Below are 13644 nucleotides of genomic sequence, written 5' to 3' on the forward strand. Positions count from 1 at the left end.
TATCTCCTCCGCCGGTTGGCCCCGATACGGGGTCCTCGCGGGATAGGCGCACGGGTCCGTTCTCAGACGGATCCCCAGCGCAGGCGTTTCCTTCGACATCGGCATCCGTTCAGGCCGGATGCCTTACTCACACGTTTGGGCGCACGCAGACCGACAGGCGGGTCGATGAGCGCCCCCCATTGAGGGGTGAAATCACCTTTGGCAAACGTTTGCCAATTTGTCAATCTTCCTTCAAACTCTCCCGTGGGTGGTCGCGGAGGAACCTCGACAGCAGACATTCCGGATGACTATGAAAAGACAATCGGATCAGACCCCGTGGAGGCCGATGCGGGAAGACGTCTCACTTGCCACGGTTGCAGCCCGCGCCGGCGTTTCGGTTTCAACCGTATCGCGGATCGTCAACGGCGAGATGCGCCGCGCCTCCCCCGCCACGGTGGCGCGGGTGCTCGACGCGATTGAGGCGGTAGGTTACCGGCCAAATCGGGTGGGACGGGCGCTCCAGCGTGGTCAAAGTCAGCTTGTGGCGATGATCGCCGCCAATCTCGACAATCCGGCGATGGCGACCATTGCAAGTTCCACCGAGGCGGCGCTACGCGAGGCCGGTTACGTGATGATCCTCTGCGACACGCACGACCGCCCCGAACTTCAGGACGAGTATCTCCACGCGATGCGGGCCCAGATGGTGCGCGGCTATGTCCTCGTCGCGGCGGTGCCGAGCCCCGGGTTGAGCGAACTTTCCGCGTCGGGCGCCCCGGCGGTGTTCGTGACTCGCCGCAATCCGACCGGCAGTGGCCCGTTCGTCGGAATCGATGATCGCGCAGCGGGTGCTCGCGTCGCCGACTATTTCGCAGATCTCGGGCGGCGAGCCCCGGCCGTTGTTTTTCCGCGGCTGGGTTCGTCCGCATCGCGGGACCGTGTGTCCGGCTTCCTGGCCGGGCTGCGGGAGCGTGGATGGTCCGACGAGGCGATCATCCGGGCCGACGGGGAAGGACGATCGCATCTTCAGGTCGGCTATGAGGCCGGCGCGCGAATTTTCGGCGGCAGCGACACGCCGGACGCCATTCTCTGTGTCAGCGACCAAATCGCCTACGGGGTGAACCGGCGCGCGCTTGAACACGGCCTGAAAATTCCCGGCGATTGCGATCTGGTCAGCATCGACGGCACGCCTCTTAACCAGTGGGTCGCACCCTGGTTGAAGTCGATTGAAATTCCCTACGCCGTCTACGGGGCGGAGATCGTCGCGGGCCTGCAATTGATCTGGCGAGGCGAACCTTTTGGCGAACGCCTGCTTCCCTACAAGTTCGGCTGACACACGACCGTTCACGGGGAATCCGGCCGCGTTCCGGTTCGGATGCGTCTCGCTTGCGCACGTGCAGGATTTGGAAAGGGCCGATCGGAGACGCCGGTGCTCTGGGTAAGCGCATGCGTCACCGCCTGACCAACACTAGAGATCATATCGATATTTCAATGATATAGCAGTTCGCAATTTTATCCGGAATGGCGCACCATTTCCCACCATTCAGTGCAAAACCGCGAGCCATTGCAGAGCTTCCATAGGGCCTATTCGGTCCCTGATCGGCATCTTCGACGCTGTCGTCGCTGACGCCTCAGCGGATAGCAGCCTGCCGCTCCACTCCGTGTCGCCTTGGCGCCACTTCGACCGCCGAAGCCAAAAGGCTCGGCTGGAGCAGGACGATGAACTCTTCGAGCGATACCGGCGGAGAGAAAATATAACCTTGCGCCATGGTCGCGCCGTTTTCGGCCGCGAACCGAAGGTCTTCGGCGGTTTCGATGCCCTCTACGACCGTTTCGAACCCCAATTCGTCCGCAAGTCCGAGCGCCAGGCGAAGGATCGTCTGCTTCTCGCGGTCTTGCGCGACACCCGCGACGAGCGTGCGATCGAGCTTCACGGCGTCGAAGGGGAGCCTCGCCATCGTCGAAAGATTCGAGTAGCCGGCTCCGAAATCATCCATTGCGAAGCGTATGCCCAATTGCCTGAGCAGGCTTATCCTCTCGCGCACGACATCAGGATTGCGCATCGCGACCGACTCTGTGATCTCGATCTCGAGGTGTGGCGGCGGGAAGTCGGCCTTGCGAACGGTCGTGACGATATCCTTGATGAACAGCGGGTCCTCGATTTCCGTCGCTGCGACATTTACGGCAAGCACGAGGTTTGAGCCGGCCCGGATCAAGCCCCCGATTTCGGCGAGCGCGCGCCTGAGCACAAAGCGGTCGATCTCCATGATGAGGCCGATCTCTTCCGCGATCTTGATGAAGCGCTGAGGAGGAATGTTGCCCTCCTTCGGATGATGCCAGCGCGCCAGCGCCTCCACCCCTACGATGCGGCCATCCACGCAGGACACCTTGGGTTGGTAATGGACGACGAGCTCTTCATTGCGGATCGCCAAGGCGAGATCGGTTTCTAGCGCATGCCGGGCACGCGCGACCTCTGCGAGATCCGGAGTGAAGAATGCGTGGGTATTGCGTCCCGAGCTCTTCGCGACGTACATCGCAAGGTCGGCGCGGATCAGGAGATCGTCATAGGTTGTGCCGTGGGTGGGCCAGATCGCAACGCCGATGCTGGCGCCGATGGTCGCATGGTTGCTCTGGAGCTTGAAGGAAACCTGCAGCGTCTCGATCATCTCGCGGGCACAGAGGCTCGCGGCCTCGACCGTCTTCACCCCGGCGATGATGGCGACGAACTCGTCTCCCCCGACCCGGGCGAGCAGACTTTTGCCGGCAGCGAGGTTGGACGTCAGCAAATTGCTCAAGCGCTCGGCCACCATCTTGAGCAGCTCGTCGCCAGCCTTGTGCCCGAAAGTGTCGTTGATGGATTTGAAGCCATCGAGGTCGAGGAAGAACAGCGCTCCGCCTTCTTCAGCGTCGATGAGCGCCGGCGCATCGACGCGCATCTTCTCCCGATTGGGAATGCGGCTCACCGTATCGTAGAAAGCGAGCTGACGAATTCTTCGCGTGCTTGCCCGCAAATGCGTCAGCATTCGCTCGAATGCGAGGCCGAGGCCGCGAACCTCGCCGATGCCCGTTGCGCGGAACGGAACGTCGAGATTGCCTCCCGCGATTTCCTGGGCGGTCTTGGCGAGTTCCGAAAGTCCTTTCGTGAGGTGCCTTACGGCGGCCAACAACGCGATAACCAAGGCACCGAGCGCCAGCGCCGCGGATGCCAGGAACTGCCACATCAGCGAACGGGTATGGGCGGCGCCGATCTGGAACATCTGATCGCGTGTCGTCGTCACGAGCGATGCGCTCGCGAACGTACACACCTTGAGCGTGGCTTCATATTGGACACAGCGCGCGACATAGTTGCCGTCATCCGAGCGCTGCAGCCCGCCCAAACGCGCCCCCGCGGTGCTGAATTTCACCCGTTCAGGCCCCGCGGAAGACACGATCTCGTTGTCACCCATGATAATAACCACGCCGGCATTAGCTAGCGAAGTGAAGTTCTCGAGCGTCCGCTCCGTGCGCCCGAGCGGTCGGATGGCGACAAGCGCGCCGATGAGGTCGCCGAAGGCGTCGAACACGGGCTCGATTGCGGTGTGCGCTATAGTGCGGCGCTCCGGCAGGCGAAGCGCTGACAATTCACCCAATTTGAGCTCATAGGTGCCTTCCTCACCCCGCGGGTGCGAGCGGCTATTGTCCTTGAGGATCGCCCTGAGATTGACAGAGAGGTCGGTCCCCTCGATCGCCCCGTTCAGAGCGAGGAGGTCGAGGGGCGTGTTGGCGCCGATCACGCGGCCGGTTTCGTCGAAGGCGATCAGCCTTTCGAAGCCGGAGGTCGAAGCAACGATGCTGAGCAGCTCGCGGATCGTCACATCGTTGTTCGAGGCGACCGCCTTGGCGATATCGGCGCGCTGAGTGATCTGACGCAGGCGTGATGCGGTTTCCGCGCCGAGGACCTCGATTCGCGCTCGCGCCAACTGCGCCTCGCCGTCGAGGCGATGAGCGAGCTGGTCCTCTGAGAGTTCGCCCAGTGCCGCAGCCTGCTGCCTCAGTTGCTGCTGCAGGCGTAGCGCCGTCAAGCCACCGATGAGGCCGAGCCCGAGCACGCCGGTCGCGAGCACGACGGCAACAAGGCGCATGGCAATAGACGAGGGGAAACCTGGGACCCCGGACGGAACGGCCCAACGACGCCAGCGGGGCGGCGCCCTCGATGCCTTCGCCATATCGGTGTCAGTCGCCACCACCTGCCAGCACCCTGAACTTGCGGGGACCGATCAATGTCGCTCACTGAGGCCCCCACTGACTTGTCTTCCAGGCGCCGAATTTAGGCGAGTGAAACCCTCTAAATCGTCAATTTGCCGTCTATTTGTGGCTAGTTAATTACCAATTGGTTTTTCGAAACCATCAGATTGTGTGCTTTCACTTTCTGTTCGCCACACCGATGATTCCAAAAGGCACGGCGTTGCGACAACAGAAGGTTTAGGTTTCTTTGCCAAATTATGCACCTCGTGGTTCGAAGGGGTCTGCAATGGCATTTTCGAGGATAATGGCAGCCCTTTTGGGCCTTTGCCTTGCGGTGGTGAATGCCTCTGGCGCCGAAACACGCAAGCTCGACATCGTCGGGACCGGAGACGGCATCGATGTCCTGCGCGCCATCGCCGCGAGCTTCATGCAGCAGGAAGGAGCGGCACAGGTTGACGTCCCGCCGAGCATCGGTTCTGGCGGAGGCATCGCGGCCGTGGGGTCTGGTAAGGCGATCTTAGGGCGCGTCGCCCGCCGCCTGACCGACGCCGAAGCGGCTTCCGGCATCGTCTACAAGGCGATCGCCCGCCTGCCCTCAGCTTTCATCGTCCATCCCGGCTGCGGAGTAAGTGCCGTCACAAGCGCTCAGCTCGTTGCGATCTATTCGGGCCGCCTTGCGAATTGGAAGGAGCTGGGCGGCGCCGATATGCGCATCCGCGTCGTCCGGCGCGAGGACCAGGACAGCACTCTCACCGTGCTACGTGCCAGCATGCCCGGCTGGCAAGATCTCGAGATCACCGAGAAATCGAAGATGGCGACGACCACACAGGAAGCGATCGAGACGGTTCGCGAAGTTCAGGGCGCGATCGGCTTCGGGCCATTCTCGCGGCCGTTGGAACAGGGGCTCACGGTGCTTCGCGTGGACGGCCACTACCCGACGGACGCGGATTACCCCTCGAGCGCGGTGCTGGCGCTGATCTATTTAAAAACGTTGCAGGATCCGGACGCCCTGGCCTTTCTACGCTTTGCCGATGCGCAGAAGGCAGCCGACGTCATCACCAGCCTCGGTAGTCTGCCCGTCAAGCCGTGAGGCGCCGGGGCTCGGCGGCCGTCGGCGCTGCTGAACTCGGCATCGGCTCACAGACCGGGGCGATGAGGCTGCTCCCGGCTTCGCCATAGACGGGTGACTTTGTCCATCAGCGATGGGGTTTGAGAGCTCGGCAGGAAAGGATCGGCGTAGCATTGCGCATTGGCCGAGCGCGCCTTGTTCTTCACGATCTCGACGAGGCCAACGGGGCCGGCGACGTAGACCGTATCCTCCAGCCCAAGCAGGGGCAGGTAGTGCGATGGGCGCCCGGGCCTGATCGGCAGGGTAGACCCGAGCTCCGTCGTCGCAATGACGTCGCGGACACCGTCGTCGATCAGCCACTGCAACGAGGGAAGCATATAGAGATTATCGACATCCCGGCTGCCGGCGACGACCGCCATCTCGCGGTTGCGCTGGGTCGAGCGCGCCGAACGGGCGAGCGCCCAGATCGGGGCCCAGCCTGCGCCGCCGGCGACCAGCACCAGCGGCCCCTCGCCCGGTCGCAGATAGGCTTGTCCGAACGGGCCTTGCACATGCGCCGCATGGCCTCGCTTGATGGCTTTGCCGAGCTGCCCCGACACGGTGCCGTCAGGCAGGCACCGGATGTGGAAGACGAGTTCGACTTGCTTGAAGGAACCATCGAGCCTGAAGGTCGGGCTGAACTCGCGCGCAGGATAGCCGGAAAACTTGACGCGCACATATTGTCCCGGCCGAAACTCGAGTGGCGCTGAGGTCGTCAGCACGACTTCGGCGATCTCCGACGAGAGCTGGTTGATCTCGGTGACGGCGCCCGCCCGCTTCGCCGGTAGCGGCAATTCTTCGAATTCGATCTCGGCATCGCCTGCCACCGCTGCCTGGCAGGCGAGCACAGTGCGGCCATGGCCCGAGCCGCCGTCATCGACCGAGCCCGAAACGACCGTCACCCGGCAGCTCTGACATTGTCCCGATCTGCAGTCGTGCGGAACGAGAATCGAGCCGCCGAGCGCCGCATCGATCAGGCTTTCGCCGGCGCGGGCTTCGACGAGCTTGCCGTTGATGACGAGCCGACAATGCCTCTTCATCGCGAGGCCTCTAGGCGCTGCGAATGTCGGCGAGCAGGCCACTGCTCACCGAGCCAGAGGTGAGGCGAAGCCATGCTTCAGCAGACCCGCACCGTAGTCGTCTCCGGTCGAGCCCGTCGCCCGTCATGAGACGCCTATTTCTGCGACACGACACGCACCGGACGGTTATGGCTCGCATGCCGCGTCTGTGCATGGTCGAAGACAGCGACCCACATGTAGAGATCTTTGCCTGGCACGAAGGCTTTGTCATATCTGCCATCGCTTTTCATGTTGCGCGTCAGCTCGAGCGTCCAATGTCCGTTGCTCCATTTTGAAACCCCCGAGACATTGGCTCGCTCTCCTTCGTTGTCGCCGGCAATAATCACGCCGGGCAGGATCGTGCCAACGGGAATCCTCGCGTCGGCCTCTGGCGTGTAGGGTTCGCTCTCCCAGTCGAACATGTACCAGCGGCCGTTCTCGTCGTCGCTGCTGTTGGGATCAAGATCGAATTTGCCGAGGGCTGCGACTTGCGCCTTCAAGTCCTTGGGCAGCCGCAGAACCGTGACGGGTCCTTTGTCGTCCCGGTGGATGAACTTGAAGTTATACGAATAAAGAGAACGGCCAGGCTTGTTCCAATAGCCGCCCTGATAGCGGGCATGGTAATTCTGCTCGTCCAGGGTCGGGGCGTAGGGCGGGCCGATATATTGGCTGTCGACGCGCCCGAGCATGCCCCCGCGCGACGCCTTCCACTGCCACATGTCTATGTAGCTGCCATCCGTCGTGAAGTGGAAACCCCGGCCGTTGATTGGCATCGGTTTGCCGGGCAGCGGGTTGGCGCCGAGATCCGTCGCGCCTGCGCCGCCGAGCGATGGATTATCCGAGAAAATGACCGCCAGTTTATCCTCGTAGAAGTCGGAGGCGTCCTGCAGACCCGCACGCTCGTCGAGGGCGTGCCAGCCATCCTCTTGCTTGATGATCGGAATGCGGCGGAGGGAGCGCGTCCGATCCTCCCAGCGGAAGGCAAAATAGATTTTCTGCCCGTCGTGCAGGGCGCGCACCTCCACGAGCGATTCGCCCGATCCGCCGAGATTGGCACCTTGCTGCGTGCGAATGAAGACGGGGAGCGCGCGAGACCAGGCGGGATCTCCCATGGCGCCGTCGAGCTTGGGCGCGGCGCTCACCCGCGCGATGACGAGCGTATCGCGCGTCGCCCAGTCGAGCCCGGCAACGCCGCAGGCGACTGCTATCCCGATTGCAGCCGCAACGAGAAGAGGCCTCGGCCGCACGGCCTTCGTGATCGCGAGCGGCGTCGGCCGAAACACGCGGAGAATCTGCTGCCAACCGCCATAGAGATAATGCGCCGCGACATGCGCGAAGATATAGACGAGCGCGATGAAGGCGGCGGTCGAGTGGAGATAAGCCCACCAGCCGCCATAGCCGAGATACATCATGACGCCCGTCCCCGTGAGGAAGATCACGAGCGCATAGACGAACCAGTGCAGGAAGACGTTGACGGCCCCCCACTTGAGGCGAGCCGGGGCGCGCATCGCGAGGATCCGCGTCTTCTTGGGGCTGTTGCGCTCGACGAGGCCGCTGCGCGCGAGGTAGGCGACGTAGGCCGACCCGCAGAAGAAGACGGCGAGCCCCGCGAGGAAATGCCAGGAAAAGATCTCGCCCTGCGGCAGGACCGGAGCGAGCCATTTCGAGAAGGGGGCGTGCAGCGCGTCTGCTGCGATGCGTATGCCGGTAACGAGGCATATGACGAACGCGATCGCGATCGCCCAATGAAGGATGATCGTCCCGACATCGGTGCGTGGCGGACTTTCTCGAGTCTTTGTCTGAGCGAGGCGTCTCTCGGTCAAGGCATCAGGCGTTCGTTCGAGCGGTGACATCGTTCATGGCACAAAGCTTACCCACGGTAAACCAGCAGTTGTGCCAGAAAGGCTGCGAAGCATGGGGGATTTGGCGAGATGGGCGTGGTCGCCGAAGAAGCCAAGGCGACCGGCAATGATCATTATCCCAATCGATGCGGCCGGCCAACGGCCGCCCTCCGGGCATGGGCCAATCTCAAGTCTGGTCTCCAACCCTGCTTAGTTCTGGTGCCAGGCAGCTCAGCGCTGCCGTGGTGCGGGTCGCTAAGCCGTGCCCATCATAAACTCGGCGGAAACCGTTGGGACGACGTTGGTCGCCGATGCTCCCACGCGACTTGAATTTATATAGTAATTTCAATTATATATGAGTGCACCATCAGATCAGGCCGGCTCCTCCTGCGCCAGACCGGCCTCGCAGTCCCTTCCGTCGCGCCTCAGGCCTTGACAAGGTCTCCCAGCAAATTGGCTGCCACCGTCAGCTTGGCGAGCGTCAGGCCGCTGGCCGCTATCTCCTCGACCGAGCGGCGGACGCGGGTCGCCTCAGGATGAGCCGCAAGCCAGTCGCTGGCGGCCTGTTGACCGGATTCGCCGTTTGCCAGCATGTTGGCGACCAGCGCTCTTTCCGCGGCCGCGATCTGGTCAACGGCACGATCGATGGCGAGACGTTCGTAATTATCGTTGACCGGCACGCTGCGCGCGGCGGCGATGATGCGGTCGAGTCTGAAATCGGCCTCGGCGGCGAAGAAGGTCGTGGCGGCGTCACCGATGGCCCGGCCGGTGCGCTCCGAGATGGTGACGATATCGGGTGCGGAGAGGAGCGCGTCGAGATCGGCGAGCTCTGAGGCAAGGTCTGCCGGGACGCCGGCGTCGATCAGATCCTGCCGCCGCCTGGTGCGCCCAGCCTGCAAGTCCTGCGGCAGGGTCTTGTCGAGTCCGGCGGCGACCTCCCGGATTCCGGGACCAAAGCGCGCGATCACGGCGTCCAGACCGGCCTTGAGATCAGCATTGCGCACATACCAGACCATGCGTGAGAGCAGGAGATCCTGAAGCGACGCATAGAGGCCGAGCTGCAATTGCCCGTCGATGCGGGTGTCGAGTGCATCGATCGCGGCATTGAGCCGCTTGAGGCCGTAGGATTCATCCACCGCCACGAAGGCCATCACGATGGTGGCGATATCGGCATCGGTCTCGTCGGTCAGACGCACGACACAGGCCGGGCCGCCCCGGTTGATCACGGCATTGGCGAGACTGGTGGCGATGATCTCCCGCCGGAGCCGATGCGATTGCACCGCTGTCGGGAATTTCTCCTGCATCTGGCGCGGAAAATACTGCGACAGTTCGCGGGCGAGATAGGGATCGTCAGGTACGCCAGTCGCGAGCAGGTCGTCGTAGAGCGTCAGCTTGGCGTACGCGAGCAACACGGCAAGCTCGGGCCGCGTCAGGAGCTGGCTGCGTCTCGTGCGCTCAGTGATCGCCGCATCGTCGGGCAAGAACTCCACGGCGCGGCTGAGCAGGCCGCGCCGCTCGAGCGATTGCATCAGGCGGGCAAGGAAGCCGATCTCGGCCACGCCCTTCCGTTCAACCAGCGAGAGCGCCAGCGTCTGAAGATAATTGTTGCGCAGCACCAGTGCGCCGACCTCGTCGGTCATCGCGGCGAGCAGGCTGTTGCGGTCGCCAGGGCTGAGCCGTCCCTCGCGCTCGGGACGCGCCAGCGCGATCTTGATGTTGACCTCGACGTCGGACGTGTTCACGCCGGCCGAATTGTCGATGGCGTCGGTGTTGAGCTTTACGCCCTTCTGTGCCGCCTCGATACGGCCGCGCTGGGTGACGCCGAGATTGGCGCCTTCGCCGATCACCCGGGCGCGGACATCGGCGCCCGCGATGCGGATCGGATCATTGGCGCGGTCGCCGGCCTGATCATCGCTTTCCGAGGACGAGCGAATATACGTGCCGATGCCGCCAAACCACAGCAGGTCCACGCGAGCCTTCAGGATCGCAGTCATCACCTCGAAAGGCGTGGCCTGCGGCTTGTCGAGATCAAGCAGCGTGCGCACTTCCGGTGCAAGCGGGATCGCCTTGAGCGAGCGCGAGAACACGCCGCCGCCTTGCGAGATCAGCGACTTGTCGTAGTCCTGCCAGCTCGATCGTGGCAGGTCGAACAGGCGCTTGCGTTCGGCGAGGCTGACCGTAGGATCGGGCGAAGGATCGATGAAGATGTCGCGGTGATCGAACGCCGCGACGAGCCTCGTCGCCGGCGAGAGCAGCATGCCATTGCCGAAGACATCGCCCGACATGTCGCCGACGCCGGCAGCCGTGAACGGCTTGGTCTGGATGTCGGTGCCAAGCTCGCGGAAGTGACGCTTGACCGCCTCCCACGCGCCTCGAGCCGTGATCCCCATTTTCTTGTGATCATAGCCCTGGCTGCCGCCGGAGGCGAAGGCATCGCCGAGCCAATGGTGCTTCTCGATCGAGATCGCATTGGCGATATCGGAGAAGGTGGCGGTACCCTTGTCGGCGGCGACAACCAGGTAGGGGTCGTCGGCGTCGTGCCGCACGGTCGAGTCGGGCGGCACGATGTCGTCGCCGTCAAGATTGTCGGTGAGTTCGAGCAGTGTACGAACGAAGATGCGATAGGCTTCGGTGCCTTCTGCCATGAAGTGGTCGCGACTCGATGGCGACGGCAGGCGCTTGGGCACGAAGCCGCCCTTCGCCCCGACCGGCACGATCACGGCGTTCTTCACCTGTTGTGCCTTCACGAGGCCCAGGATCTCGGTACGGAAATCCTGCGGCCGGTCGGACCAGCGCAGACCACCACGCGCGACCTTGCCGAAGCGCAGATGAATGCCTTCGACGCGGGGAGAGTAGACGAAGATCTCGTATAGTGGTCGCGGAGCCGGCAGCGCCTCGATCTTGCGCGCGTCGAACTTGAAGGAGATCACCGGATGCGGATGCCCATCCTGACCGACCTGCCACAGATTGGTACGGATGGTTGCCTGCACCAGATTGGTGAAGCGGCGCAGAATGCGGTCTTCATCGAGCGAGGCGACGGATTTGAGCTGCTCCTCGATTTCGGTGGCGAGGGCCATCTCGCGCGCCGAGCGCTCCGCCGTCGTGAGTCCAAGGCGCGGATCGAGGCGGCCCTGGAACAGGGCGACGATGTTGGCGGTAATCGCGGCGTTCTTGCGCAGGGTCTCCCACATATAGTCCTGGGTGAACGGAGCGCGGATCTGATGGAGGTAGCGCGACAGCGCGCGGATCGTCGATACTTCCCGCCAGCTCAGGGCTGTGCGCAGGATCAGTGCGTTGAACCCGTCGGATTCGGCGCGGTCGCGGACCACCGCCATGATCGAGGCTTCCAGACGACGGTTGAATTCCTGACTGATTGCGATCGGCTTGCCGTCGCTGGTCTCGATCGTCATATCGTGGAGCCATACCGGCGCCTGCCTGGTGCGCGGCACGACCTGATAAGTGCGTTCGTTGACCACGTTCAAGCCGTGATGTTCAATCACCGGCACGCGATAGGATAGCGACAGCGGTGCGGCATCCGAGAAAACCTTCAGGCCGAATCGTCTGGGATCGTCGCTCCCCTCGAGACGGTAAACCGAAATCGTCACCGGTCGGGCTGAGGTTAGCTTTTCGATGGTGGTGATGTCGGCGATCGCCTGTTCGGCGCTGAATATCTCGGTGTAGCCGCCGGAAAAGGCCTGGGCATAGCGGCTTGCGAGCATGCGCGCCCGCATGCCGTCGACGGACGCAGCGAGCGCGACCTTCAACTTGTCGCCCCAGGTCTCGGCAATGGCGCTGATTCCGGCTTCGAGTGTCTCGCGCTCGACCACCGGGGTCTTACCTTCATATCGCCCGATGATGTAGTGGACGCGCGCCAGTGATCCTTCCGGGAAGGACGCGTAGGAGGCCGACAGAATCCCCTTGTAGACTTGCGAGAGGAAGGCGCCGACGCGCGTGCGCACGTCGGTGTCGTATTTGTCGCGCGGAATGAAGCAGAGAATGGAGACGAAGCGGTCGAACTTGTCCACGCGTGCCAGCGCCCGGACACGGGGGCGCTCATAGAGGATCAGGATTTCCATGACGAAATTGTAGAGCGTGTCGACGTCGATCTGGAACAGATCGTCGCGCGGATAATCTTCGAGAATATGCGTCAGCGCCTTGCCTGAGTGGCTGTTCGGGTCGAAGCCGGCGCGCTGCAGCACCTGCGCCACCTTGTGGCGGGCATAAGGGATTTGCTTGACCGAGCGGGTATAGGCGCCGGACGTGAACAGGCCGACGAGGCGCAATTCCCCTTCGAGCCGGCCGTCAGGGGTATAGAGCTTGATGCCCACATAATCCATCCGGATGCGGCGATGAACGCGGCTGGAGACGTTGGCCTTGATGACGATGAGGAGGCTCGGCTCCCGCATGAACTCGCGTATTTCCGACGTCATCACCACCATTTCGTGACCGCGGCGCAGGACCTTCACTTCGGGATCACGCAGGATGCCGAGGCCCTCACCGGTCGTGATGTCGTCTGAGGCATCGCTGTCGGGCGAAAAGCGATATTCGCGTACTCCCAGAAAGGTGAAATTGTCCAAGCACAGCCAATGCAGGAACTGGCTGGCTTCGGCGATCTCGTCGATCGGCAGCGGCGGCGGATTGGTCGAGAAGATCTTGATCGCTTCCTCGATGCGGGCACGCATGGGCTTCCAGTCGGTGACGCAGGCGCGTGCGTCATTCAAGGTCATGGTCAACCCATCGACCAGCTTTTGGCGGTCGGCGTCGACGTCTATGCGGGTGATGTGGAGATGGATGAGGCTTTCGCGCTCACCCCTTGCTCCCTCCGGCAGGGCTTCGCCATGGAAGCGCATCAGCTTGCCTTGCTCGTCGCGCTCCACCGCGATGATCGGATGAGCGACCAGGGTGACCTCGATGCCCTGCTCGGCGAGCTCTGCCAGCGTGGAATCGAACAGGAAGGGCATGTTGTCGTTGAGAATTTCGAGCACGGAGATCTCGCGGCCATCCGGCATGATCGGATTGACGATGCGGATATCGGCGCGACCTGCCGTGCGCCGCTGTACATGTTCCCAGGCCTGCTCGGCCAGAAAGGCCAGCGAAGCGGCGTCGTAATTGGCGAGATCCTCGCTATTGGTGTGACCGAACAGGAGTTCGGCAAAAGTCCGGGGCGTGTTGCCTAGCTGCACGCTTCCCGCTGCATCGCGAATCAGGGTCGACCGGGCTTTGTCGTCACGCCACGCTTCCATAACGCTCTCCATTTCTCGCATCGCCCGGTCGCAATCGCGATCATCAGCTTGCTTCTGGAGTTCATCGATTCGAGCGCCGTTATCGTGACCGCGATCCGGCGCCGCGAAATCTGTCCTCGGCACCTGATCTTACCACTCCGAGCGGCCAAGGCGCGCAGAGTCGTGGCCAAAAGCCCTACGATCGCCGGGTCGTC

Annotated in this window: 6 protein-coding genes; 2 read left to right on the forward strand and 4 right to left on the reverse strand. The window is 62.9% G+C overall.

Annotated features, from left to right (window positions below; genetic code table 11):
- Positions 1–325 precede the first annotated feature (325 nt).
- Entirely contained in the window at positions 326–1309 is a 984-nt protein-coding gene (locus tag IVA79_RS02215; protein WP_247550083.1) for a LacI family DNA-binding transcriptional regulator, read from the forward strand.
- A 298-nt stretch (positions 1310–1607) separates the two neighbouring features.
- Here the strand turns inward: IVA79_RS02215 and IVA79_RS02220 are convergent, their stop codons facing one another.
- Entirely contained in the window at positions 1608–4097 is a 2490-nt protein-coding gene (locus tag IVA79_RS02220; protein WP_247550085.1) for an EAL domain-containing protein, read from the reverse strand.
- Positions 4098–4486: 389 nt separating this feature from the next.
- Here IVA79_RS02220 and IVA79_RS02225 point away from each other — a divergent pair, with 389 nt between their 5' ends.
- Positions 4487–5290 (forward strand): substrate-binding domain-containing protein, encoded by an 804-nt coding sequence (locus IVA79_RS02225; protein ID WP_346658141.1) that lies wholly within the window; start codon positions 4487–4489, stop codon positions 5288–5290.
- Positions 5291–5337: 47 nt separating this feature from the next.
- Here IVA79_RS02225 and IVA79_RS02230 read toward each other — a convergent pair whose 3' ends face one another.
- The 3 genes from IVA79_RS02230 to IVA79_RS02240 form a co-directional block, all read right to left on the reverse strand.
- Positions 5338–6348, reverse strand: coding sequence for a 2Fe-2S iron-sulfur cluster-binding protein (locus tag IVA79_RS02230; RefSeq protein ID WP_247550088.1), 1011 nt, complete (start codon positions 6346–6348; stop codon positions 5338–5340).
- A 134-nt stretch (positions 6349–6482) separates the two neighbouring features.
- A complete protein-coding gene (locus IVA79_RS02235) occupies positions 6483–8219 on the reverse strand; it encodes an ethylbenzene dehydrogenase-related protein (protein WP_247550090.1) in 1737 nt (578 codons plus the stop codon).
- 413 nt (positions 8220–8632) lie between these two features.
- On the reverse strand, positions 8633–13462 hold the full coding sequence (locus IVA79_RS02240; RefSeq protein WP_247550092.1) for an NAD-glutamate dehydrogenase: 4830 nt from the start codon (positions 13460–13462) through the stop codon (positions 8633–8635).
- Positions 13463–13644 lie beyond the last annotated feature (182 nt).

Origin of the sequence: Bradyrhizobium sp. 138 (assembly GCF_023074075.1) — a bacterium.
GTDB lineage: Bacteria > Pseudomonadota > Alphaproteobacteria > Rhizobiales > Xanthobacteraceae > Bradyrhizobium.